A 24,972-nucleotide genomic window follows, 5' to 3' on the forward strand; every position below is an offset into this window, starting at 1 on the left:
AATTATTTCACCACAAACCAAGGGTTCAGAAGATTTTCTTTGTTGTAAACCATTGGCTCATTGTTTTCAAACTGGTAAGTCATCTTCCCAGCTTCTCTAACAATCGCATCCGCCGCCGCGGTATCCCACTCCATTGTAGGGGCAAGACGAGGGTATATGTCTGCTTCACCTGAAGCTATCATACATAGCTTTAGACTACTTCCTTTTGATACTTGTTCAATCACTTTAGCATCAAGAGTGTTTATAAACTCTTGAGTCTCTTCTGAAAGATGTGATTTTGAGGCAACTACATAAAGTTTTTCACTTTTATCTTTATTTACTTTTAATGGTAATTTTTGACCATTTAAAAATGTACCTTCACCTTGCTTCGCACTATACATCTCATCTATCGCAGGCGCATAGACTACACCTAGCACTGGTGAGTTTTTGTGGATGAGTGCGATATTTACAGTAAACTCATCGTTTTTCTTGATAAACTCTTTTGTTCCGTCTATGGGGTCTATACACCAGTAGTACTCCCACTCTTTTCTTGTCTCATACTCTGTTTGTTTGTTTTCTTCGCTCATGATCGGCATCTGAGGATAAAGTTTTTTAAGCTCGCTACAAATGATCTCGTTTGCCTGCAAGTCTGCCTCAGTAAGCGGCGATTTATCGTCTTTGTACTCTATGCTAAAATCTCTGGTATATATATTCATTATCTTAGCACCGGCTTTTAGTGCTATCTGCTTTATATCTTCTATATTTATACTATCTAACATCTATATATCCGTTCGTTTTTAAATAATCTGTTATTTTATCTATATTTTCATTAAGCTCTGTTTTATCATTGACTATATGAAGCTCAGATTTTAACGGTTTTTCGTAAGGAGAGTCTATACCTGTAAAGTTTTTTATCTCTCCGGCTCTTGCTTTTTTATACAACCCTTTTGGGTCTCTGCTCTCACACACTTCAAGCGGAGTATCAACAAAAATCTCTATAAACTCATCTTCTTTTACAAGTGACCTTACTTGTGCTCTATCTGAAATAAAAGGCGATATAAAAGCCGTAATGATGATGGTACCGCTATCTACAAAAAGCTTTGCAACTTCGCCGACTCTTCTTATGTTTTCTACTCTTGCGTTATCATCAAACCCTAAGTCAACATTTAGCCCATGTCTAACATTGTCGCCATCAAGAAGATAGGTATGAAAACCTAACTCAAATAGCTTTGCCTCAAGTGCATTGGCAAGAGTTGATTTACCGCTTCCGCTAAGCCCTGTAAACCATAAGATGCAAGGCTTTTGGTTTTTAAGTTTGGCTCTTTGCTCTTTTACAACGTGAGTGTTATGCCAGACCGTATTATTTGACATAGTGAGCCTTTATATACTTGATAATAATCTTTGTAGCTTCTTCAACAGATGTTTTATCTGTATCTATAACTATCTCTGCATGCTGTGGCTCTTCATAGATGTCATTTACGCCTGTGAAGTTTTGCAGTTGACCCACCAAGGCTTTGGCATATTTGCCTTTGTAGTCTCGTTTTTTACATGTCTCGATGTCGGCTTTTACATAGACTACCACATTGTTCTTCACCATCTCTCTTATGGCTTTTCTTGATTCACTATACGGGCTTACAAATGAGGCAACGGTTGAGATAGAGTTGTTTTGCAATGTTTTTATAAGATGCCCTACCCTGTGCATATGTCTGTTCCTGTCTTCCCTTGTATAACCTATGTCTGGAATAAGTTCTCTTATATCTTTAGAGTCAATTCGCTCTAAGGGAATATCTAGTTTCTCCAGCTCTTTATAGACCGCATCCGCAATTGTTGTTTTTCCTGAGAGCGGTAAGCCAGTAAACCAAAGGTTAAAAGGCTCTATTTTTTTTCTGCCCCATCTTATCTTTACCCATGCTCTCTCATGCGCCCAATAAAGCGCTATTTTAGCAAATGTCTCTATGATTCCGGCCGCAATAGCAAGGTCAAGCCTTCCAAAGAAGACATAAACAATAATAATCGTCGTAGTTGTGGCAAAAACTCTCCAACTTACGCCTTTTGCAACCGAGCGGATATTTGTATCTTTATACACTAAAAGATCTCCTTACAGTTCCACTCAGGAAAATTATCTCTAATATACTTGTTTAAAGCTATTTCCGCATCCGTATACTCTTTGATTTCACTATTTACTGCTGAGTGTCCGCCGCCGACTACCGAAGATACTATCATCCCTGCGCCAATTGTTTCATTACTGTATCTATCTATAATGATAAAACTGCCTGTGTATCTGTTGTTCTCATATGGATCAACGGCGATCTGACGGTCAAGTTTGAGGGTACACTTTGCAATGTCGTTAAGTTCTAGCTGTTTTGCGTCCAACTCTTCAAAAGTGTTGATATCTTTTTTATACTCTATGGATTGAAAAGTACCGTTAATAACAGAAGTTGCCCTTTTTATAATATAGCTTGAGTTTAATTGCATCGGTATCTCGCTCATCCATACTATCATAGTAGAGAGCTGGCTAGAGACTTGCGGTATGTCGTCGGATTTTACTATCATATCCCCACGGCTGATATCTATCTCATCTTCTAAAGTAATTGTCGTTGCCATAGGAGCGAATGCTTTTTCAATAGTTTCTACCATCTCATCTTTGTTTTTTGGTCTTAAATCTTTTATATCATTTGAAACAATCGATTTTACTTTGCTTGATTTTTTAGATGGGAGGACCGTAATAAAATCACCGACAGAGATACTTCCACTGGCTATAGTTCCGCAAAAGCCTCTAAAGTTAAGATGTGGACGACTCACATATTGCACAGGCATTCTAAAGGAGTTATTCTCTTTTTTGTGAATCTCTATAGTATCTAACAGCTCCATAAGAGGAAGCCCGCCGTACCATGAAGATTTTTCACCAATAGTTACGATATTATCTCCATCAAGTGCTGAAATTGGAATGTAGGTGAAATTAATATCATTATAGTGTGGTAGATTTGGTATAACTTTTTGATACTCTGATTTTATCTCTTCGAATTTATCTTTGCTAAAATCAACAAGATCCATTTTATTAATGGCAACTATGATATTTTTTATCCCTAAAAGTGAAACAATGTATGAGTGCCTTTTTGTTTGTGTAAGAACACCTTGTCTTGCATCTATGAGAATTATGGCGATATCAGCCGTACTTGCACCTGTAGCCATATTTCTTGTGTATTGCTCATGTCCTGGGGTATCTGCTATTATAAACTTTCTTTTTTCAGTTGAAAAGTATCTATAGGCTACATCTATAGTGATACCTTGCTCTCTCTCACTTGCAAGACCATCAACCAAAAGAGCCAAGTCTATCTTATCACCTGTTGTCCCTGATTTTTTAGAATCCTTCTCTATTGCTGAGAGCTGATCTTCAAATATCATCTTGCTATCATAAAGAAGTCTGCCTATAAGTGTACTTTTACCGTCATCCACGCTTCCGCAAGTTATAAAGCGGCATATCTCTTTGTTTTCGTGCTCTTTAAGGTATTGCTCAATGTTTTGAGCAATTAAATCTGATTGATGTGCCATATTAAAAATATCCCTCTTGTTTCTTTTTCTCCATCGATGCGTCACCGTCAGAGTCTATAAGTCGTCCTTGTCTCTCACTTGTAGTGCACACAAGCATCTCTTGGATGATCTCAGGCAGTGTTGTTGCACTTGAGTTTACAGCTCCCGTAAGTGGGTAACAGCCCAAAGTTCTAAATCGCACTACCTCTTCTTTTGCGGTATCTGAGAGCTTCTTTGGCATACGCTCATCATCAACTAGTATCTTTGTGCCCATATATTCTATAACAGGTCGTTTTTTTGCAAAATAGAGGTCAGGGATAGAGATATTTTCAAGATAAATATATTGCCAAATATCAAGTTCTGTCCAGTTACTCAAGGGAAATACTCTTATGCTTTCACCTTTTTGATGTCTGCCGTTGAAAATATTCCAAAGTTCAGGACGCTGATTTTTTGGGTCCCAGCGGTGGTTTTCATCACGAAAAGAGTATATGCGCTCTTTTGCGCGGCTTTTCTCTTCATCGCGTCTTGCTCCACCAAATACCGCATCGAACTTATAGATATCTAGCATCTGCTTTAAGCCTTGCGTTTTCATAATGTCAGTATGCATCGCGCTTCCATGCTCAAATGGAGAGATATTCAACCTGTCACCCTCTGGATTGCTATAGACTATGAGTTCCATACCAACCTCTTTTGCACGACGGTCGCGAAACTCTATCATCTCTTTGAATTTCCATTTAGTATCTACATGCACAAGCGGAAGAGGAGGAGGAGCAGGATAGAATGCTTTTTGCAGAAGATGAAGCATAACAGAGCTGTCTTTGCCTACGCTATAAAGCATGGCAGGATTAGCAAACTCAGCTACAACCTCTCGCATGATATGCATAGATTCTGCTTCTAGCTGTTTTAAGTGAGTAAGTTTTTGTTTATCTAACATTAATTGTAACCCTTTTTATACTTATTTAAATACCATTCTATGGTCTTGATGATGCCTGTGTCGAATGTTTCGTCTGCTTTCCAGCCTAGTTCATTTTCCAGTTTTGTTGCATCAATAGCGTATCTTCTATCATGACCTGCTCTGTCTTCCACGAAAGTTATTAAATCCTTGTAAGATTTAAGTTGATGGTTGATAGTTGATAGTTGATAGTTATTTTCGACTGGATAAACTTCGTCTAATATACTGCAAATCTTATCTACAATCTTAAGATTTGTTCTTTCATTTCTTCCGCCTATATTATAAACTTCTCCAGTTTTACCTGTGTGATAAACAATATCTATTCCTTTACAGTGGTCAAGCACATAAAGCCAATCTCTTATGTTTTTTCCATCTCCGTAGATCGGGATGTTTTCACCTGCTAGTGCTTTACGGATGATAGTTGGGATGAGTTTTTCATCGTGTTGTTTTGGTCCATAGTTATTTGAGCAGTTTGTGATAACTGTATTTAAACCATATGTTTCATTGTATGCTCTGATGATCATATCGCTTGAAGCTTTTGAAGCTGAGTATGGAGAGTTTGGAGCGTACGGGGTTGACTCTGTGAACAGATCAGTTTCGTTTAGTGTTCCGTATACTTCATCAGTGCTAATGTGGTGAAAACGAGGAAGCGAAGCTTCAGTTGATTGTTGATTGTGGATTGTTGGTAGATATTTATTTTTGTAAGTAAATGGCTTCTCCATCCAATGCTTATATGCTACATCTACTAGAGTAAAAGTACCTGTTACATTTGTTTGCACAAATACTCCCGGGTTTTTGATGGAGTTATCTACATGGCTTTCTGCTGCAAAGTGGATAACACCTTGTATATCGTATTCAGTAAATATAAACTCTACAAGCTCACGGTTACAGATGTCACCTTTTATAAACTTATATCGTGGATTATTTTCACACTCTTTTAGGTTTTGTAAATCACCTGCGTATGTAAGTAGGTCTAAGTTTACTAAGTTGTAGTTTGGATATTTATCTAAAAAGTACGGCACAAAGTTTGAGCCAATGAAGCCTGCACAGCCTGTTACCAGTATTGTTTTATTTGTATTGTCAAACATTCTATTTTCCTAATTTTTTAATAGTTGGATTATTTAATAATGATTTCATCTGAGATATCGCCATGCTATTTAATACAATTAGTCTATCGGACTGTGACATGCCTTGTTTGATTAGTTCAGCATTTACGCTTTCCATATTTGACAACACGATGAGCTGTTGTACACTTGCATAGTCTCTTAGATTTCCATCTTTATCACTATTTGTTTCTCGCCACTCTTTGGCTGTCATACCAAAGAGTGCCATATTCAAAACATCTGCTTCATTTGCATACACAAAACTCTCTATTGGTTTTGAAAGTATGCTTGGTATGAGATGCTCTTTTATGGCATCAGTATGGATTTTATAGTTTATTTTAGAAAGACTTCTGCTTAGATTCCATTCTAAAGATTTGTTTTCTATCTCTTCATTTTTAAGTCTTTGAAACTCTTTTATAAGAAATAGTTTGAACTCTGCACTTATCCAGCTCGCAAACTCAAAAGCTATATCTTTATGAGCATATGTACCGCCATATCTACCGGCTTTGCTAATAATCCCTATAGCATTTGTACTGTTTACCCATTGCTTAGGGGTAAGAATAAAACTATTTACACCTGACTTATTTTTAATTCCATCGAATTCGATGGAATTAAAATCTTCATTATTTATTTTTTCCCATAATCCCAAAAATTCAATAGTCTCTCTATTTCTCATCCAGTTTTGTAAGATATAATCACTTCTATCACTATCTTTATATCTAGCTATATCCGTAAGAGATATAAAATCCTCTTTTTCATGTTGGCGGATTGAGATCAATGTTTCTTGAACTATGAGTTTATTTTGCTTCATTTTTTCTTTCTCCCAATCTTCTTAAGCAATCATCTAAGCTATCTTTCCAGTATGGTATCTCTAGGTTAAACTCTTTTTTTATTTTAACTTTATTTAGCAGAGAGTAGTGTGGTCTTTTTGCCGGGGTTGGGTACTCTTTGGTTTCTATGGGGTTTATCTTGCAATCTAGTTTTGCCATGCGCATAATCTCTTTTGCGAAATCATACCAAGAGAGAACTCCTTCATTTGAGTAGTTATAAATTTCTGTCTTTTCATTGTTTATCTTTGGAAGAATATCTAAAATAGTTTTTGCCAAATCTTTAGCATAAGTAGGCGTTCCGACTTGGTCAAAAATGACGCCAAGTTGCTCTTTCTCTTTGCCTAAACGAAGCATCGTTTTTACAAAGCTTGCTCCATAGTAGCTATAAACCCATGAAGTTCTTATGATAATGGAGTTTTTGAGTTTATACTCTATCATCGCTTCTTCACCGTCAAGTTTTGTTTTTCCATAAACAGCTTGCGGGTTTGTTGCATCTTCTTCCGTATAAGGCTTAAAGTTTGTTCCATCAAATACATAATCTGTAGAGATATGTATTAACTTGATCCCAAACTCGTTTGATAGCATTGCTAAATTTTTTACGGCTTGTTGATTGATCTTATCTGAGAGTTCTTGTTCACTCTGGGCTTTATCTACCGCTGTATATGCTGCACAGTTGATGATAGTATCTATATTATTTTGAATGATAAATTTTCTAACTTTATTGCTATCCGTAATATCAAGTTCTGTTCTATTTGTAAAATAAAATCTATATGGATAACTCGGTGAGAGTTCTTTTATCTCACTTCCCACCTGACCGTTTGAGCCTGTCACTAAAATATTAGGCATAATAATCTACCCCGTATTCAAATAGATAATTTGTCTCATTCAACTTAGGCTGTTTTGTGTCTTTTTCTGAAAGCTTTATTTCATCATGAGTTAGTATCCAGTCAATATTTAGATGCTCATCATCAAAAGCTATACCTTTGTCATTTTCTGGGCTGTAGTAATTATCTACTTTATAAGCAAATATAGTATCATCTTCAAGTACCACAAATCCATGTGCAAAACCTCTTGGAATTAAAAGCTGCTTTTTATTTTTACTGCTTAATTCTACTGCTACATATTGCCCAAAAGTCGGAGAATTTTTTCTTATATCTACTGCTACATCCAGCACTTTTCCTTGAATAACTCTCACAAGTTTTGTTTGAGCCGAAGGGTGAAGTTGATAGTGAAGTCCTCTAAGAACTCCTTTTGAACTTTTTGATTCATTATCTTGACAAAAGTTTATCTTGTATCCCAAAAAGTGTTCGAGTTTATCTTGCCTGAAAGTCTCTATAAAATAACCACGGGCATCACCATGGACAGTTGGCTCGATGATCACGACATCTGGAATTTCAGTTCTTATAAATGTCATCTCTGCACTCTTCCTTCATTAGCTCTTCTAATTAAATATTGTCCATAGCCGTTTTTGCTTAAAGGTTGTGCAAGTTCTAAAAGTTTTTCTTTTGAAATATAGCCCATTTCATATGCTATTTCTTCTAAACATGCGACTTTTAATCCTTGCCTGTGTTCTATGGTTTGTATAAAAGTGCTTGCTTCAAGCAGTGACTCATGAGTTCCAGTATCTAACCATGCATATCCCCTGCCCATAAGTTTTACTCTAAGTCTTTGCTCTTTTAAATAGTCTTGATTTAAAGTAGTGATCTCCAATTCACCTCTATTAGACGGTTTGACAAGCTTTGCTTTCGCCACTACATCTTTTGGATAAAAGTAAAGCCCTACTACCGCATAATTTGATTTTGGATTTTTAGGTTTTTCTTCTATGCTTATTACATTTTGTTCATCATCAAATTCAGCTACACCATAGCGTTCAGGATCAGTTACATAGTAACCAAATACAGTAGCCTTGTTCTCTTCTTTAGCATTTTTAATACTTTTTGCCAGCATATTTGTAAGTCCGTGACCGTAAAAAATATTATCACCCAGAACCAAACAAGCATCATCACCATCCAAAAACTCTTCTCCTAACATAAATGCTTGAGCCAAACCATCCGGAGAGGGTTGAATAACATACTCAAATCGCATTCCAAGATCGCTTCCATCACCAAATAGATTTATAAAGCTCTGCTGATCTTGCGGAGTTGTAATGATAAGGACCTCTTTGATACCTGCAAGCATCAATACTGAAAGCGGATAATAGATCATAGGTTTATCATAGATGGGAACCAGTTGTTTACTCACCCCTTTTGTAATCGGATATAGTCTAGTACCGCTTCCACCTGCCAATATAATGCCTTTCATTTATCATTCTCCTCTTTGCCATAAAATTCTCTATACCACTCCACAAATTCCCCTATTCCATCTGAGAGTTTTGTATCTGGTTTATATCCAAAATCATTCATCAAGCCGCTCACATCCGCATAAGTAGAGACGACATCGCCGTCTTGCATCGGCAAAAACTCTTTTTTAGCTTTTTTGCCGATGGCTTTTTCAAGAGTCTCTATAAACTCCATAAGCTCTACCGGAGAATTGTTGCCGATATTGTATAGTTTGCAAGCTTTGATATCTCTGTTTTTAAGCTGCATATCTATTACATTTATAATCCCATCTACTATGTCGTCTATGTAGGTAAAGTCTCTGCTCATCTTGCCGTGGTTAAACACCTTTATGGCTCTATCGTTTGATATGGCGTCGGCAAAAAGCATAGGTGCCATATCTGGTCTGCCCCATGGTCCGTAAACCGTAAAGAAGCGTAGCCCGGTAGTCCGTATGCCATAGAGATGGCTATATGTGTGAGCCATAAGCTCATTTGATTTTTTTGTAGCGGCATATAGCGAGATAGGAGTGTCCGTTTTATCGGTAGTTTTAAACGGCTGTGATTCATTAAGCCCATACACACTTGAACTGCTAGCGTATAGAAGATTTTTTACGCCAAAGTTTCGACAAGCCTCAAGTATGTTTAAAAATCCCACAACATTGCTCTGAATATACGCATGCGGATTCTCTATGGAGTACCTAACACCTGCCTGAGCGGCAAGATTACAGACCGCGTCGAACTTTTCGGTTTCAAAAAGGTTGTTTAAAGTTTGCGCATCTTCGAGGTTTGCTTTGATAAATTTATGTTTTGGGAATCTAGTGGATAGAGAATAGTTGATGGTTGATAGATTTTGGTCTATAGTTGATTGTTGATTATTGATGGTGTCTTTTTGAATTCCTAATTCTGTAAGTCTTGCATATTTTAGGTTCACGTCATAGTAGTCGTTGATATTGTCAAGTCCGACTACTTCATCGCCACGCTCTAAAAGTTTTTTAGCCAAGTGGTAGCCGATAAATCCTGCTGTTCCTGTTACCAAAATCTTTTTAGATTTTGGTGTTAATGGTTGATGGTTAATGGTTGATGGCATTAGTTGGTTTTCCTTCTAATTGAATTTATAAGTGCATTTGTCATTTTTCTTATTTTTGTAATTTGATTTATTTCATTATCAATATTTTGTATATAGCTAAGTCTTTTTGCAATCAAAAGTTGTGTTTCAACTTCTGATGCCGAGCCCAAAGCAATATACAAAAACTGCACAAACTCTTTATCTGTATTTCTATTTTGACCTTCTGCTATATTTGATGGTACTGAAACTACAGCTCTTTTAAGCTGATCAGTTAAAGCGTATATCTCTTCTTTTGGAAAAAGCTTTAGCAGCCTATAAACATTTTCTACTAAATCCATTGACTCTTTCCAAACATTTAAGTCTTTATAATCACTCATTTTAAAACCTTTGTTTTCAACCATAAACCATAAACCATAAACCATAAACCATAAACCATAAACCATCAACCATCAACCATCAACCATCAACCATCAACTATTAACCATAAACCATCCACCAATTCAGGAATCTGAATTAAAAATATCTCTGGTATAGACTTTATCTTTGACATCCATAATGCTCTCACTCAGTCTGTTAGCGACTATTACGTCGCTTATCTTTTTAAACTCATCCAAATCTTTTATAACTCTTGAGTTAAAAAAGTCATCCTCTTGACATGCAGGTTCATAGATGACGACCTCTATTCCTTTTGCTTTTATACGCTTCATAATTCCCTGGATAGCGGAGCTTCTGAAGTTGTCCGAGCCTGTTTTCATGACAAGTCTGTATATCCCAACTGTACCAGTTGGAGTTGATGGTTGATGGTTAATTGTTGATAGTTTCTTTATGATTGAATCTGCTATAAAATCTTTTCTTGTGCTGTTTGATTTTACGATCGCCTCTATCATATTTGACGGCACGTCTGCGTAGTTGGCAAGTAGCTGTTTTGTATCTTTTGGAAGACAGTATCCGCCATATCCGAAGCTCGGGTTGTTGTAGTGCGTGCCGATGCGCGGGTCAAGTCCTACTCCCTCTATGATCTGCTTTGTGTCAAGCCCGTGTGTCTGCGCATAACTATCTAACTCGTTAAAGTATGCAACTCTCATGGCAAGATAGGTGTTTGCAAAAAGTTTTATCGCTTCGGCTTCGGTAGAGTCTGTAAATAAAATAGCTATATCTTTTTTTATGGCTCCCTCTGCCAAAAGAGAAGCAAATATCTCCGCTCTTTTACTCTTCTCTCCGACTATGATGCGGCTCGGGTAGAGGTTATCGTGAAGTGCCAGACCCTCTCTTAAAAACTCAGGCGAGAAGATGATGTTATCCGTTTTAAATTTCTCTTTTAGGCTCTTTACATAACCTACGGGAATAGTTGATTTTATAACCATCACGGCGTTTGGGTTTATGCTTATAACATCGGCTATGACGTATTCTATAGATTTTGTGTTGAAATAGTTTGTCTGTGGGTCATAATCTGTAGGAGTAGCTATGATGACATAGTCGGCATCTCTGTAAGCTGCCTCTTTATCGAGCGTTGCAGTGAAGCTTCCAGCTTCATTGGTTGATGGTTGATGGTTGATGGTTAATAGTTTTGGAAGATACTCTTCTATATCTTTATCTTCTATTGGTGAAATACCTTTATTGAGCATCTCCACTTTCTCAGGAATGATGTCAAGCGCGACCACTTCGTTGTGCTGTGCCAAAAGTATACCGTTACTTAGTCCGACGTATCCGGTTCCCGCTATTGCTATTTTCACGCGTTTTTTCTCCTATAATTTTCTGGTGTTTGTTCTGTTATAGTTCCGTCGGGCAATTGAAAATATATTCTCCCATTTTTACTATAAACATTTGCAACACCGTTTTTTAAACTCTTTTTTTGTGCTTCTTTTACAGCTTTTGATGCTACTTTTAGAATATTTTTTGCTAATTCACTCACTTTAAATCCTTTGTAAAGAGAATGAAATACTCATTATCTAATACTTCATTGTCTTCTGCGATTAATTCATAATTGTCATCACCATTGAAAAACAACATCCAATTATCAACCATATCTTTATATGTATTCCAAAACAAATTTTTACTTCTTGAATATCGTCTTTTGATATCATCTTGTGGCACATCATGACCACCATTTAAAACTCTATTCTTTACCCTTAAAATATTTTCAGTATCTGTCTCTAGAAATAGATAAATTAGAACTACTTTAAAGCCTTTTTCTTTGGCCTTATTCACCACATCTTTAAGATACTTACCAGATAAAGTTGATTCTATCATAAATGATTTATCACCATTTAGATTTATCTCAAGCTGTCTAAAAAATTCTTTACCAGCTTTTACTTTATACTTTGAAATATCATTAGGATCAAATACTTTTGCTATCTCATCTGCATTTATAAAATGAAGATCATTTAAAGCAGTATAACTTAATGCGAAAGTAGTTTTACCACTTCCATTTGCTCCTGCAATTATATAAAGAGTCTTATGATTATTCATCTATGCTTACAACCCATTTAAATCAAAACCTTATCTGTTCTTTTATATTTTATGAAGGGGATTATACTAAAGCGTGACTTAAATTGCTCTATTATGTTAAAATGCCAAAAAATTTTAGGTCGGTATATTTATGCTTTTTAAGTTTTTTGCCCTGCTTCTTATCAGCTTTACCATGCATGCAAACATCGAACTGGATGGTGTTTACTATGTAGAAAATAGAGAAGTGAACTCGTCTGTTATTACACAAAATGAAGCGGGCAGTTTTCATATTTTAACCATTCCGGGTAGCGATTATCTGGCAAAGATAAAAAGCAAAGAACTTATAGATCTACTTCATAAAAACGGCTACAAGAACTACGAGCACAAAAGCAGTTATGTAAACTTTGTTCTAAAAAGCCCTATTGATACATCTTTTATAGAGCGCAGACTGAGAGAGTACTATGAAAAAGAGTACGAGAACATAGAGATCATAGATATTGTCGTAGAGCCAAGAGCCTATATGGAGAGTCTTGCCGATGATTATGTAGTAGAGATAAGAGAGCGTGACTATCTCTTCAAAGACGGTACCATTAGCATTAAAACACCGCAAAATATGAAGTACTTTTTTGACTACTATATCAAAGCATACGTAAGTGTATATGAGAGCAGAGAGAAGATAAAAAAAGACACCAGACTAACTCCTCTTCACTATATGCAAAAAAAGGTTCTTCTAGATAGATTTAGAGCAAAGCCGCTTCAAAATATAGACAACACACAGCTGCAGGCAAAACGCCATATACCAAAGGGCAGAGTCATCACCCATAGTGACGTTGAGCTATTTGATGTAGTTAGAAGAGATGCTATGATAAACGTAACGATGTTTAAAGAGGGCATGGTCATTACATTTAGCGCAAAAGCACTTCAAGACGCTAAAGTAAATGATATAATAAAAGTCCAAAACAGCAACGGAAAAATTTTAAAAGTAAGAGTTACAGGCAATAACAGAGCGGAGTTAGAGTGAAAAAACGTAAAATAGTAGTAGCAACCAGCGGGGCAAGCGGAGTAAATCTCGGCTTAAAGATTGTAGAGCTGCTCCCTCAAGAGATAGAGAAGCATTTTATTATGACCAAAAACTCCGAAGTGGTTTTAGACAAAGAGATGGGTGCAACCATTCATGACAACGCAGATATATCGGCTAGCATATCGTCGGGCTCTTTTGGGGTTGATGCAATGATAATAGCGCCCTGCAGTATGAACACGCTCGCAAAGATAGCGTGCGGCATAGCTGATAACTTGGTTACAAGATGTGCAAGCGTTATGATAAAAGAGCATAAAAAGCTCATCCTCGCTCCACGCGAGATGCCCTTTTCCGCAATAGCTTTGGAAAATATGCACAAACTTGCATCTCTTGGCGTCATTATAGCGCCTCCTGTCATGGCGTATTACTCAGAGCAGCAGACACTTGAAGAGATGGAAGATTTTCTTATTGGGAAGTGGTTTGATCTTTTAGGTATTGAAAACAGTCTTTATAAAAGGTGGGAGTAGTGAAAAAAATAGCGATCTATCCGGGGACATTTGACCCGATCACAAACGGACATTTTGACATCATAGAGAGGACGCTTGTTCTTTTTGACAAGCTAATCATAGCAGTGGCAATATCGCACGATAAAAAGCCTATGTTTACGCTTGAGCAAAGAATTGATATGGTCAAAGAGTCGGTAAAAAATATGGAGAATGTTATAGTCGTAGGGTTTGACAACCTTACCGTCGAGCTTGCACGCTCATACAATGCAACGGTTCTGATCCGCGGTCTTCGTGCGGTAAGCGACTTTGAATATGAGCTTCAGCTCGGATACCTGAATAACTCGCTTGATGACACTATAGAGACGGTCTACCTTATGCCAAAACTACAACATGCGTTTATCAGCTCCTCGATAGTGCGCAACCTTCTAAAGTTCAATGCAAAAACAGAGCACCTCGTACCAAAAGAGGTTCAAAAGATTATAGGAAATATGAGCTCATGTACATTGCAATAGAGGGAATCGACACGGCGGGCAAAAGCACACAGATAGAGAGATTAAGAGAGCATTTCAAGGATGCGGTGATAACAAAAGAGCCAGGCGGTACTGAAATTGGCAAAGAGATCAGGGAGATGGTACTAAGTACAAGAGCAAAGAGCAAGAGAGCGGAGTTTTTGCTCTTTTTGGCAGACCGCGCAGAACATATCAAAGAGGTGGTTGAGCCAAACCAAGGCAAACTTATAATCTCAGACAGAAGCGCGGTAAGCGGAGTCGCTTATGCACTTGTTCAAAAAGAGATAGACAAAAAAGATCTGGTACTGCTAAACAACTTTGCGACAAACGGCATCTACCCCTCTAAAATATTCCTGCTAAAATTGAGTGAAGATGAGCTTAGGTTCAGACTCTCTCAAAAAGAGCTTGACGGGATCGAGCTAAGGGGAGTCGAGTATCTTTTAAATATTCAAGAAGCAATTATAGAGGCTGCAAAGCTCCTAGATCTGGAGCTTGTAACCATAGATGCAACAAGAAAAATAGATACTATAACAAGTGAGATATTAAATAATATAAACTAAAAAGGGGGCAAGATTAATGAGTAAGAAATTGGGGAATCTCTTATTTGTAAAAGTTGGAAAAGTCACAAAGAACAAAAAGCTGACAAGCGAAAAAGAGTTTGAGTCGGGTATAAAAAAGTATCCCGTCGCTAGTGCTTTTATGACAAAAACAGGCTTTAGAGGGGATGAAGTAGCAGACCTTATCCATCACGGCGGGGAGACCAAAGCGGTGCTATTTTTCTCGACAAAGACGTACGAGAAACTAAACAGACTAAGCGGCAACAGTTTTACATACGACGATGTCGCACACTACGGAGAGAATCTTTTAGTCGACTCCATTGATGAGTCGGATATCTGCGTAGGTGATATTTTAAAGGTCGGAGATGCGATATTTGAAGTCTCTCAGCCAAGACAGCCATGCTGGAAACTCTCCGCAAACACCGCAACCAAGCCGATAACAAGCATTATTTACAACAACGGTCTTACAGGATGGTACGCAAGAGTTATACAAGAGGGAGAGCTGAAAAAAGGCGACGATATTGAGCTTATAAAAAGAGCCTATCCGGAGCTTAGCATCGAGGCTTTAAACAGGGTCATAGTCGATCCCTTTAGTGACAAAGAAGTGACGCTTCAAGCCATAAAATGTCCGGTTTTAGGAGAGCAGTTCAGAGATTCGCTAAAGGGAAGAGCAAAGCTGAATGACCCGAAAAACGAGCCATTTTGGTATCATAGCGAACCAGAGGAGTAGGTGTCTCTGTGCTAACTCGAAAAGGCACTATCCGCTTTATTGGTACTGACCCCGACTACTCTTTTGGCACCAACAAGCCAATATGCGACTGCAAGGGCTACTATTACTGCGCCTATTATCAAAAGCTCTTTGCCGCTCTCTGATGATAAAGAGTAGATAAGAACCTTACGAATAAGTGCCGCCATAGCAAGCATTATAAACGCTCCGATAGCGAACCCTTTGCCTTGAAGATGATTTATCTCTTCATGTATAAGCTCTATCGCCGCCCAAAGAACGAGTAGACTTCCAAGGACTGTCAATATCCCCTTCTCTATCCCAATGTCTGTAAAAAAGAGTAGATAGATGTCGTACCCAAAAAGCCCGATTGCAAAAAACGCCACTAAAGCCAGAGAGCCCGCAAGAAAGAAATTTACGTAAGAGTTGAACCTTTTAAGTCCTGATAAGATTGTTTTTTCAACCTTAGAGAGTGAGAGGAACTTTCCGAGCTCCTCTTCTCTGTATGAACTGGTCAATGTGTCCAGATTTATATCTATGATCTTCTCTACCGCTTCTATCTCCATCATGCTTCGTCTGTCGTTCTCGCAGTTTTCGTGAAGATTTTTTATGATAAAAGTCCTAACAAAAGTAAAAGCAGAGTTTACGTAGTGTGTAGGAAGCCCGATGCGCACATGAATTTCGCCTATTTTGTAGAGATATGTAAAATATTCAAGATCATATTTTCCGCAAAAAAGATTTACAAACCATGCCTTTATCTTCTCTCTGTGATAATCAATAATCTTTTGATTCTTTAGAAACTTCGCAGTTGACCCAAACCCCCAGATATAGTCGTAAAACTCCTCTATAAACCTGTTTGAGAGTTCCTCCATTCTTGGTTGAAGCTCTTTTAATATAAGAGCCTCCTCTTTTGTGAACTTATAGTGCTCTTTTAAGCTCTGGTGCTGCTGCATATTTCGCCCTTTTAAATCCAAATGTGATGAATTATAACTAAATAAAAGGTAAAAATGGTATCCTTTCAGTTAAAAAAACTTAACTACAATTTTCAACGATATAAGGACAGAGATGATCGCTTCACTTAGGGGAATGAATGATATTTTAAGCGAGGATTATGAGAGATTTACATATTTCATAGAGAGCGCTTCAGAGATCGCTAAAAAATATGGTTTTCACTTTATTGAGACCCCTCTTTTGGAAGAGACCGCCCTTTTTAAGCGTTCTGTCGGCGAATCAAGCGACATTGTCGGCAAAGAGATGTACCAGTTCATAGACAAAGGCGAAAACGACGTCTGTCTTCGTCCTGAGGGAACGGCTGGGGTTGTTCGTGCGTTTATACAAAAAAAGCTAGACCGTGCAGGCGGAATTCACCGTTTTTTCTACCACGGAGCGATGTTTAGATATGAGAGACCGCAAAAAGGAAGACTAAGACAGTTCCACCAATTTGGCGTAGAGAGCTTTGGAGTTGAGAGCGTTTATGAAGATGCCGCTATGATTATGATGGTAAGCGATATTTTAAACAAGCTTGGAATCGGCTATAGACTGCAGCTCAACTCTCTTGGTTGCAGCGAGTGTATGCCTCAGTATAAAGACTCACTTGTGGACTATATCAGAAAGTGCCAAGACGGCATCTGCATCGACTGCCAAAGAAGAGTAGATACAAACCCGATAAGAGTGCTTGACTGTAAGAACGGCTCATGCCAAGAGCTCTACGTAGAGGCTCCAAAGATCACGCAAAACCTCTGTGCATCATGCAGCAGTGATTTTTCTGCACTGCAGAAGATATTGGATGATAACTCCATCAAGTACGAAGTAGATTCAAACCTTGTTAGAGGACTTGACTACTACTCAAAGACCGCATTTGAGTTTGTAAGTGATGAGATAGGAAGCCAAAGCGCGATCGCAGGCGGAGGACGCTATGACAGACTTGTCGAGTTTTTGGACGGACGCCCTACTCCTGCCGTGGGCTTTGCTATGGGCATCGAGAGACTTATGGAGCTTATAAAGATGCCAGAGTCCAAAAAAGAGGGCTACTACATGGGCGCAATGGATGATGAAGCATTGCAGAGCGTCATAAAGATTGCTCATCAAAAGAGAAAAACAGACACCGTTGTGATGGACTACAAAACTAAAAACCTTAAAAACCATCTAAAAGCGGCAGATAAGGCAAATGCAAAATATTGTGCAGTAATAGGATCAGACGAGATGAAAAACAAAACCATCTGGGTAAAGAACCTCGAAGACAAAACTGAAAATACTATACCGATAGCGGAGTTTTAATGGAACTAATTCACACTTTCTGGGGCTTTTTCATAGACTTTTTTGAGCTTATAATGCTCATTGTACTTCTCTTTTTACTCCATCTCTTCATATATGACAAATATGTACAAAGAAACCACGCACTGCTTATAAACTACCCTATCATCGGCAGGATGCGCTACCTTTTTGAAGCGCTTAGAGAGCCGCTGCGCCAATACTTTGCAGATGAGTCGTTCTATGCCTCACGTGATAAGATCGAGTGGGTGTACAAAGCCGCAAAGGATGTTCCTAACTATAAATCATTCTCCGTATCTCAGCCGTTCGAGGGCTCCAGATTCATTATAAAACACTCCTCGAATGTCCTAAATGAGGATGAAGTAAGTGAAGACGTAAGCGTGATCTTCGGAAAAGATAGAGAAAATCCGTTTATATCACACTCGCCTATAGTCCGCTCCGCAATGAGTGACGGCGCGCTCAGCCCTGAAGCAGTACGTGCATTCTCAATAGCGGGAGCAAGAACAAATCTGACTATTAACACCGGAGAAGGCTCTCTTACGTCCAACCATCTATTTACTCATAAGCCTGACCTTGAGAACTGTGAGTATCTGGAGATCGTAAAAAGCACTATGCTCTCAGAGATTGTCTTTAAAATAGTTGATAAAATATTTAATCGTGCACTTGCACTAAAAGCCTACAGAACAATTCTGCTCCATGAAAAGACTCAAAACACGTACATCTACGACAAAGCTTCGCACGTACTCTTTCGCGTAAACTGGAATGCACCTCTGGAAGCGTTTCCAAAAGAGGTTCCTTCCGACATACCGAATATGATATTTCAGATGAGCTCGGGTCTTTACGGAGTCCGCGACAAAGATGGAAAGTTTGATGAGCTTAGATATCAAAAAGTTATGAAGTTCTGCCGCATGACGGAGATAAAAATAGCTCAGGGTGCGAAACAGACGGGCGGAAAACTTGCGGGCTCAAAAGTCTCGGCAGATATAGCATACTACAGAGGCGTAGATGAGGGAAGAGACCTCTTCTCTCCGAACCGTTTTCCTTATGCAGACACTACCGCACACCTTTTTGACTTTATAGAAAAACTTCAAGATCTCTCTAAAAAACCTGTCGGTTTTAAAATAGTTATCTCAGATGCAGATTCTGTGGAGGAGATGGCAAAAGAGCTCTTTAAAAGAAAAGAGGCTGACAGATCTCTGCCCGATTTTATCTCGCTTGACAGCGGCGAAGGCGGGAGTGCCACCGCTCCTCTTGAACTTATGGAGTCGGTCGGACTCACGACCAACAATGCTCTTTACGTACTCGACACAATCCTTAGAAGATACGGTTTAAGGGATGATATAAAGATCATAGCAAGCGGGAAGATATTGACTCCCGATGATGTTATAATCACTATGGCTATGGGTGCGGATGCAGTGGGGATAGGCAGAGGTTTTATGATGAGCGGCGGCTGTATCCGTGCTAGAATGTGTTCAGGCTTTGGCTCGCATGTATGCCCTGTCGGGATGGCAACGCAAGACCCAAAACGCAGAGCCTCTTACCTCGTTGTAAAAAAAGGTTTAGAGATAGGACACTATCACAACAATCTTATTAAAAATATGAAAGTTCTTCTCTCAGTTATGGGTATTAAGCATATATCCGAGCTTAACAAGAGGCATCTTACTTTTAAAAACAGAAGCGGTGAGATATATTTCGATATAGACAAATATTTTCATCAAAAATTACATATATAGGTGGATAATTTTGAAAAACTTTGGTCTTAACATCTGGTCTAATAACAACTTTATTATTGAAGATGGTCAGATAAAACTCAACTACAAATGTATGCCTTCTCTTCTTCAGATAGTCGAAGATATTCGCTCAAACGACGTAAGAGGTCCTATCTTACTTAGATTTCCGCATCTAATCAAGAGTCAGATAAGAACTCTCTACTCATACTTTGACAAGGCGATACAGCAAAACAACTACAGAGGGAGCTTTAATGCCGTATTTCCTCTAAAAGTAAATCAATTTCCACATGCGGTAGATGCGATCACATCTCAGGGAGCTCAATACAACTACGGACTTGAAGCAGGCTCTAAAGCGGAGCTTATCTTAGCGATGAGCAAAACTCCAAGCGGCGCGAACATAACCGTAAACGGCTTTAAAGACAAAGAGATGATTACTCTTGGTTTTATTGCGGCTCAAAGCGGGCACAATATTACTATCACTATCGAAGGTCTTGGAGAGCTTGAGACTATCATCGAAGTAGCTCAGGAGTGCAATCTTAAAGTTCCAAACATCGGTATACGCGTCAGGCTTCACAGTGCGGGCAGCGGCATCTGGGCAAAAAGCGGAGGAATGGACGCAAAATTCGGTCTTACCTCTACCGAGATCATTGAGGCTATATCGCTTCTAAAAGATGCAAAACTGCTAAGCAAACTAAATATGGTCCACTTCCATATAGGGTCGCAGATGTCAGACATCGCACCGCTTAAAAAGGCTCTTAGAGAGGCTGGAAACATCTACGCGGAACTCAAAAAGATGGGAGCAGATTCTCTAAAGAGCATCAACATCGGCGGTGGCTTGGCGGTAGAGTATGACCAGCATGTCATGTCGAGTGCCAGAAACTACTCCATCGATGAGTTTTCAAGCAGTGTTGTCTTCTTGCTCGGCGAGATCATGAATGCAAAGAATGTTGACCATCCAGATATCTTTACAGAGTCCGGACGTTTCATCGTCGCTTCTCATGCTGTTTTAATTACCCCTGTTTTAGAGCTATTTACTCAGGACTATCAGGAGAAACTCTTAAACTTTAAAGAGGTAAACCCTCCTCTTCTTGTCGAACTTATAGAGCTAAACGACCTTTTAAACAATACCAACTGTATAGAGTACCTGCACGATGCGCTTGACCACATGGAATCGCTTCTGACACTCTTCGATCTAGGTTATATTGATCTTCAAGACCGCTCAAACGCAGAGATACTTGTGCACAACATTATAAAAAAAGCGCTCTATCTAAAATCATCAAATCCTACTGATGAGCTTGCACAGCTTCAGGTGAAGCTGCAGGAGAGATATCTTATAAATGCTTCAATTTTCCAGAGTCTGCCTGATTACTGGGGGCTTGGACAGCACTTTCCTGTTATGCCGCTGCATCATCTAAATACAACCCCGCTAAGAGCTGCATCTCTGTGGGATATTACATGTGACAGTGACGGAGAGATAGGCTTTAACCCTGACAAACCGCTATATCTTCACGACGTAAATCTTGATGAAGAGGAGTACTTTTTAGGCTTTTTCAATGTCGGTGCATATCAAGAGACCTTGGGGATGAACCACAACCTCTTTACACACCCGAGTGAATACACCATTACGATCGATGAGTACACTTATGAGATCAAAAATGCTGTAGAGTCCAAAAGTATACTTGATATCTTAGACTCAATAGGCTACGATGCGGAGATGGTATCAAGCAGACTTAAGAGCGATCTTATGAAATCTGATTTTATTACAGAGCAAGAAAAAAATGATACACTTGCAAAACTGGAGCTGTTTTTAAACCAAAACGGCTATCTAAGAACTACGAACTAGGAGTTAAAATTGGGAATTTATGCTGACATCAAAGAAGATTTTTTAAATGTTTATAAAAATGATCCGGCACTTAGTTCTAAGCTAGACTTCCTGTTTAACTACCCAGGTGTTTGGGCTGTTGCTTGGTACAGAATAGCTCACAGCCTCTACCGCTCAAACTTTAAGACACTCGCAAGAGTCATTATGGGTCTAAATCAGATCTTTACAAATATAGATATACATCCGGGTGCGGTCATCGGCAGAAGAGTCTTTATAGACCACGGTTTTGGTGTTGTCATAGGTCAGACTTCAATTATTGAAGATGATGTAATAATATATCAGGGAGTAACACTTGGCGGTGTATCACTCACTCACGGCAAAAGACACCCGACCATTAAAAAAGGTGCCGTTATAGGTGCCGGAGCAAAAGTATTGGGTAATATTACAATAGGAGAGTATGCAAAGATAGGTGCAAACTCCGTTGTAGTAAAAGCGGTTCCCGACAATGCTACGGCAATAGGCATTCCCGCTCATGTAATTGAGAAAGGAAGATGTAAAGATCCATTAATGCATAATCTCCTTCCGGATATCAATAAAGAGATGTTTGAGTATCTTCTTAAGCGTGTTGCCGTCCTTGAGCATATCTTGGTAGAAGATAATAAAGAGCTTCTTGAACAAGACCTTCAACTTGAAAACATTTACGAATCTTTTATCCGCGCTATGAAAAACTAAAAATATTTTAGTATAATTCCGCAATATTTTCAAAAAGGGTTTAATATGCTAACAGACCGTATTAACACGCTATCCGAATCAATCACAATCGCTATTTCTACACTCGCAGGCGAGCTGAAAGCTCAAGGTAAAGATATCATCAGCTTCTCAGCAGGTGAGCCTGATTTTGATACGCCTCGCGTTATTAAAGATGCTGCCATTGCGGCTATCAATGATGGTTTTACGAAGTATACCGCGGTTGACGGCATCCCTGCTCTTAAAGCGGCAATTGCAAATAAGCTCAAAAGAGACAACAACCTCACTTACGCTCCAAACCAGATCATTACCAACAACGGCGCGAAGCACTCTTTGTTCAATCTATTTGCGGCAGTCATACAAAAAGGCGACGAGGCCATCATTCCATCCCCTTACTGGGTGACATACCCTGAGCTTGTTCTCTACTACGGCGGTACAGTCGTAGAGATAGAGACGCATGATGACAATGCGTTTAAGATAACTCCACAGCAGCTTCAAGATGCCCTTACGCCAAAGACTAAGATGATTGTCCTGACAAGTCCATCAAATCCGACAGGTGCAGTCTACTCAAGAGCAGAACTTGAAGCGCTTGGAAAAGTACTTGAAGGCACTGATGTTATCGTTGCAAGCGATGAGATGTATGAAAAGCTTATCTACGACGGCGAGTTTACATCTTCGGCAGCTGTAAGCGAAGATATGTACAAGCGCACCGTAACTATTAACGGTCTTAGCAAATCGGTTGCGATGACAGGCTGGAGATTCGGCTATATGGCAGCGTACAATACAGAGCTTATCCAAGCTACTAAAAAACTTCAGAGCCAAAGCACCTCTAACATCAACTCGATCACGCAAAAAGCGGCAATCGCAGGCTTAGACGGTTCAGCAGATGATGATATCGAGATGATGAGAGTCGCATTTAAAGAGCGCCGCGATGAGGCAGTAAAGCTTATAAACGCAATTGACGGACTGAGTGTATATAAGCCTGATGGCGCTTTTTATCTTTTTGTAAACATAAAAGAGCTGAGCAACGACTCTATGGAGTTTTGTAAACAGCTTTTAGAAAAAAAAGGCGTAGCCGTAGTTCCCGGTGTTGGTTTTGGAAGCGAAGGCTACTTTAGATTCAGCTTTGCAACCGATATAGAGAGTATCCGCAAAGGTATCAAACGTATAGAAGAGTTTGTAGAAGAACTAAAGGCTTAAAGATCAATTTTATGCTTTTCTCTATTTTATCTCTGCCATTACGATGCAGAGATAAATCCACATTTGTTTTAAATCACTTTTTTAAAAAACTAAAAACTAAGGATAGAGAATGTGAAAACATAATCTTACACTAAACAAAAAATAAAAATAAAAAAGGATAATTATTGTTAGCAAAATATTTTAAAAAAGAGGAGTGGTTCTCAAACATAAAAGGAGACTCACTAGCAGGAATCGTAGTTGCACTAGCACTTATACCCGAAGCCATAGCTTTCTCTATCATAGCGGGAGTCGATCCTAAAGTAGGACTCTATGCATCTTTTTGTATAGCGGTAGTAATCGCATTTGTAGGCGGTCGTCCGGGGATGATAAGTGCGGCAACGGGTGCAATGGCGCTTTTGATGGTAACACTTGTAAAAGAGCACGGGTTAGAGTATCTTCTTGCGGCTACGGTTTTAACAGGTCTGCTTCAGATGGGTGCGGGTTATTTTAAACTCGGGCAGTTGATGAGCTTTGTTCCACGCGCAGTCGTTGTCGGTTTTGTAAACGCCCTTGCCATCCTTATCTTTATGGCTCAGCTTCCAGAACTTACAAACGTCACTTGGCACGTTTACGCACTTACAGCCGCGGGTCTTGGCATAATATATCTCTTTCCTTACATACCAAAGATAGGAACTATGTTACCATCTCCGCTTGTAACGATTGTAGCTATCACTTTAGTCGTAGTCCTCTTTGACATAGATGTAAGAAATGTGGGTGACATGGGTGCGCTTCCAGATACACTTCCGATCTTTTTGATCCCTCAGATCCCGTTTAATCTTGAAACTCTGATGATAATACTTCCATACTCTATCTCTTTGGCTATGGTTGGTCTTTTGGAGTCTTTGATGACGGCTACTATCGTAGATGATTTAACAGATACAAAGAGTGATAAAAACAGAGAGTGCAGCGGTCAAGGTGTAGCAAACATAGCTTCTGGTTTTATGGGAGGTATGGCAGGTTGTGCTATGATCGGGCAATCGGTCATCAACGTAAAATCTGGCGGACGAACAAGACTCTCGACTCTTCTAGCAGGTGTCTATCTGCTTATTATGGTCGTCTTTTTAAGCGATCTGCTCTCTATAATCCCGATGGCAGCACTTGTCGCAGTTATGATAATGGTCTCTATCGGTACGTTTGACTGGGGCAGTGTTAAAAAACTAAAGACCCTACCAATCTCTACAAATGTTGTTATGGTAGCGACCGTTGTAGTCGTTGTTTGGACACACAACTTGGCTCTTGGTGTATTTGTGGGCGTGCTTTTGGCATCACTCTTCTTTGCAAACAAGATCAGCCACTTTATGTACAACGAAACATCCTATGATGAGGCGACTGACACAAGAACATATAAGATAGTCGGTCAGGTATTTTTTAACAGTGCAGATAAATTTGTAGAATTTTTTGACTTTAAGGAAGTTGTAGAGAATATCACGATAGACTTAACCAGAGCTCACTTTTGGGATATATCTGCCGTTTATGCACTTGACAAAGTAGTCATTAAACTGCGCCGTGAAGGTGCAAATGTGACGCTAATCGGGCAGAATCAGGCGAGCAGTACAATCATAGACAGATTTGGTGTGCATGATAAACCAGAAGAGATAGAAAAAGTTATGGGAGGACACTAAG

Annotated in this window: 27 protein-coding genes; 11 read left to right on the plus strand and 16 right to left on the minus strand. The window is 39.0% G+C overall.

Annotation, left to right across the window (positions count from 1 at the left end; all coding sequences use genetic code 11):
* Positions 1-2 precede the first annotated feature (2 nt).
* The 15 genes from cysQ to FCU45_RS04845 are packed head-to-tail and all read right to left on the minus strand — an operon-like array spanning position 3 to position 12,247.
* Complete coding sequence (gene cysQ / locus FCU45_RS04775; protein WP_137012824.1) at positions 3-758, minus strand: 3'(2'),5'-bisphosphate nucleotidase CysQ; 756 nt, start codon at positions 756-758, stop codon at positions 3-5.
* On the minus strand, positions 748-1,350 hold the full coding sequence (gene cysC / locus FCU45_RS04780) for an adenylyl-sulfate kinase (protein ID WP_137012826.1): 603 nt from the start codon (positions 1,348-1,350) through the stop codon (positions 748-750). Before cysC (FCU45_RS04780) ends, cysQ begins: the two co-directional genes overlap by 11 nt.
* Positions 1,340-2,065, minus strand: a complete 726-nt coding sequence (cysC, locus tag FCU45_RS04785; RefSeq protein WP_137012828.1) for an adenylyl-sulfate kinase — start codon at positions 2,063-2,065, stop codon at positions 1,340-1,342. Before cysC (FCU45_RS04785) ends, cysC (FCU45_RS04780) begins: the two co-directional genes overlap by 11 nt.
* Positions 2,065-3,531, minus strand: a complete 1,467-nt coding sequence (cysN, locus tag FCU45_RS04790) for a sulfate adenylyltransferase subunit CysN (protein WP_137012830.1) — start codon at positions 3,529-3,531, stop codon at positions 2,065-2,067. Before cysN ends, cysC (FCU45_RS04785) begins: the two co-directional genes overlap by 1 nt.
* 1 nt (position 3,532) lies before the next feature.
* Entirely contained in the window at positions 3,533-4,444 is a 912-nt protein-coding gene (gene cysD / locus FCU45_RS04795) for a sulfate adenylyltransferase subunit CysD (RefSeq protein ID WP_137012832.1), read from the minus strand.
* Positions 4,444-5,550 carry a dTDP-glucose 4,6-dehydratase gene (rfbB, locus tag FCU45_RS04800; protein WP_137012834.1) on the minus strand — a complete coding sequence of 369 codons (1,107 nt, stop codon included), beginning with the start codon at positions 5,548-5,550 and terminating at the stop codon, positions 4,444-4,446. Before rfbB ends, cysD begins: the two co-directional genes overlap by 1 nt.
* A 1-nt stretch (position 5,551) precedes the next feature.
* On the minus strand, positions 5,552-6,376 hold the full coding sequence (locus FCU45_RS04805) for a KilA-N domain-containing protein (protein WP_137012836.1): 825 nt from the start codon (positions 6,374-6,376) through the stop codon (positions 5,552-5,554).
* Entirely contained in the window at positions 6,363-7,241 is an 879-nt protein-coding gene (rfbD, locus tag FCU45_RS04810) for a dTDP-4-dehydrorhamnose reductase (protein ID WP_137012838.1), read from the minus strand. Before rfbD ends, FCU45_RS04805 begins: the two co-directional genes overlap by 14 nt.
* Positions 7,234-7,809 carry a dTDP-4-dehydrorhamnose 3,5-epimerase gene (rfbC, locus tag FCU45_RS04815; protein WP_137012840.1) on the minus strand — a complete coding sequence of 192 codons (576 nt, stop codon included), beginning with the start codon at positions 7,807-7,809 and terminating at the stop codon, positions 7,234-7,236. Before rfbC ends, rfbD begins: the two co-directional genes overlap by 8 nt.
* On the minus strand, positions 7,806-8,696 hold the full coding sequence (gene rfbA, locus FCU45_RS04820; protein ID WP_137012842.1) for a glucose-1-phosphate thymidylyltransferase RfbA: 891 nt from the start codon (positions 8,694-8,696) through the stop codon (positions 7,806-7,808). The genes rfbC and rfbA overlap by 4 nt, the downstream gene beginning before the upstream one ends.
* Positions 8,693-9,799, minus strand: coding sequence for an NAD-dependent epimerase (locus FCU45_RS04825; protein WP_137012844.1), 1,107 nt, complete (start codon positions 9,797-9,799; stop codon positions 8,693-8,695). Before FCU45_RS04825 ends, rfbA begins: the two co-directional genes overlap by 4 nt.
* Entirely contained in the window at positions 9,799-10,221 is a 423-nt protein-coding gene (locus tag FCU45_RS04830) for a four helix bundle protein (RefSeq protein ID WP_246032245.1), read from the minus strand. Before FCU45_RS04830 ends, FCU45_RS04825 begins: the two co-directional genes overlap by 1 nt.
* Before the next feature lie 57 nt (positions 10,222-10,278).
* Positions 10,279-11,511: a nucleotide sugar dehydrogenase gene (locus tag FCU45_RS04835; RefSeq protein WP_137012846.1), complete on the minus strand. Its 1,233-nt coding sequence runs from the start codon at positions 11,509-11,511 to the stop codon at positions 10,279-10,281.
* Positions 11,508-11,690, minus strand: a complete 183-nt coding sequence (locus FCU45_RS04840; RefSeq protein ID WP_137012848.1) for a hypothetical protein — start codon at positions 11,688-11,690, stop codon at positions 11,508-11,510. Before FCU45_RS04840 ends, FCU45_RS04835 begins: the two co-directional genes overlap by 4 nt.
* Positions 11,687-12,247 carry an ATPase gene (locus FCU45_RS04845; RefSeq protein WP_137012850.1) on the minus strand — a complete coding sequence of 187 codons (561 nt, stop codon included), beginning with the start codon at positions 12,245-12,247 and terminating at the stop codon, positions 11,687-11,689. The genes FCU45_RS04840 and FCU45_RS04845 overlap by 4 nt, the downstream gene beginning before the upstream one ends.
* A 130-nt stretch (positions 12,248-12,377) precedes the next feature.
* Between FCU45_RS04845 and flgA the strand changes: the two genes are divergently transcribed.
* Genes flgA through FCU45_RS04870 form a run of 5 tightly spaced genes read left to right on the plus strand, consistent with a single transcriptional unit; the run spans position 12,378 to position 15,546 of the window.
* The gene (gene flgA, locus FCU45_RS04850; protein WP_137012852.1) at positions 12,378-13,247 is read left to right on the plus strand and encodes a flagellar basal body P-ring formation chaperone FlgA; all 870 of its coding nucleotides are present in this window, start codon (positions 12,378-12,380) and stop codon (positions 13,245-13,247) included.
* Complete coding sequence (locus tag FCU45_RS04855) at positions 13,244-13,771, plus strand: UbiX family flavin prenyltransferase (protein WP_137012854.1); 528 nt, start codon at positions 13,244-13,246, stop codon at positions 13,769-13,771. Before flgA ends, FCU45_RS04855 begins: the two co-directional genes overlap by 4 nt.
* Complete coding sequence (gene coaD, locus FCU45_RS04860) at positions 13,771-14,262, plus strand: pantetheine-phosphate adenylyltransferase (RefSeq protein WP_137012856.1); 492 nt, start codon at positions 13,771-13,773, stop codon at positions 14,260-14,262. The genes FCU45_RS04855 and coaD overlap by 1 nt, the downstream gene beginning before the upstream one ends.
* On the plus strand, positions 14,247-14,819 hold the full coding sequence (tmk, locus tag FCU45_RS04865; protein WP_137012858.1) for a dTMP kinase: 573 nt from the start codon (positions 14,247-14,249) through the stop codon (positions 14,817-14,819). Before coaD ends, tmk begins: the two co-directional genes overlap by 16 nt.
* Before the next feature lie 16 nt (positions 14,820-14,835).
* The gene (locus FCU45_RS04870) at positions 14,836-15,546 is read left to right on the plus strand and encodes an MOSC domain-containing protein (RefSeq protein ID WP_137012860.1); all 711 of its coding nucleotides are present in this window, start codon (positions 14,836-14,838) and stop codon (positions 15,544-15,546) included.
* A gap of 11 nt (positions 15,547-15,557) precedes the next feature.
* Here the strand turns inward: FCU45_RS04870 and FCU45_RS04875 are convergent, their stop codons facing one another.
* Complete coding sequence (locus FCU45_RS04875; protein ID WP_137012862.1) at positions 15,558-16,493, minus strand: protoglobin domain-containing protein; 936 nt, start codon at positions 16,491-16,493, stop codon at positions 15,558-15,560.
* Positions 16,494-16,605: 112 nt separating this feature from the next.
* Here FCU45_RS04875 and hisS point away from each other — a divergent pair, with 112 nt between their 5' ends.
* From hisS to FCU45_RS04905, 6 genes are all read left to right on the plus strand, one after another.
* Entirely contained in the window at positions 16,606-17,817 is a 1,212-nt protein-coding gene (hisS, locus tag FCU45_RS04880; protein ID WP_137012864.1) for a histidine--tRNA ligase, read from the plus strand.
* On the plus strand, positions 17,817-19,544 hold the full coding sequence (locus FCU45_RS04885; RefSeq protein WP_137012866.1) for an FMN-binding glutamate synthase family protein: 1,728 nt from the start codon (positions 17,817-17,819) through the stop codon (positions 19,542-19,544). The genes hisS and FCU45_RS04885 overlap by 1 nt, the downstream gene beginning before the upstream one ends.
* A gap of 10 nt (positions 19,545-19,554) precedes the next feature.
* Positions 19,555-21,384: a biosynthetic arginine decarboxylase gene (gene speA / locus FCU45_RS04890; protein WP_137012868.1), complete on the plus strand. Its 1,830-nt coding sequence runs from the start codon at positions 19,555-19,557 to the stop codon at positions 21,382-21,384.
* A 9-nt stretch (positions 21,385-21,393) separates the two neighbouring features.
* Complete coding sequence (gene cysE / locus FCU45_RS04895) at positions 21,394-22,095, plus strand: serine O-acetyltransferase (RefSeq protein ID WP_137012869.1); 702 nt, start codon at positions 21,394-21,396, stop codon at positions 22,093-22,095.
* 45 nt (positions 22,096-22,140) lie between these two features.
* The gene (locus FCU45_RS04900) at positions 22,141-23,310 is read left to right on the plus strand and encodes a pyridoxal phosphate-dependent aminotransferase (protein ID WP_137012871.1); all 1,170 of its coding nucleotides are present in this window, start codon (positions 22,141-22,143) and stop codon (positions 23,308-23,310) included.
* 164 nt (positions 23,311-23,474) lie between these two features.
* Positions 23,475-24,971: a SulP family inorganic anion transporter gene (locus FCU45_RS04905; RefSeq protein WP_137012873.1), complete on the plus strand. Its 1,497-nt coding sequence runs from the start codon at positions 23,475-23,477 to the stop codon at positions 24,969-24,971.
* The last annotated feature ends 1 nt before the right edge of the window (position 24,972 follow it).

This window comes from Sulfurimonas crateris, from assembly GCF_005217605.1.
Taxonomy (GTDB): domain Bacteria; phylum Campylobacterota; class Campylobacteria; order Campylobacterales; family Sulfurimonadaceae; genus Sulfurimonas; species Sulfurimonas crateris.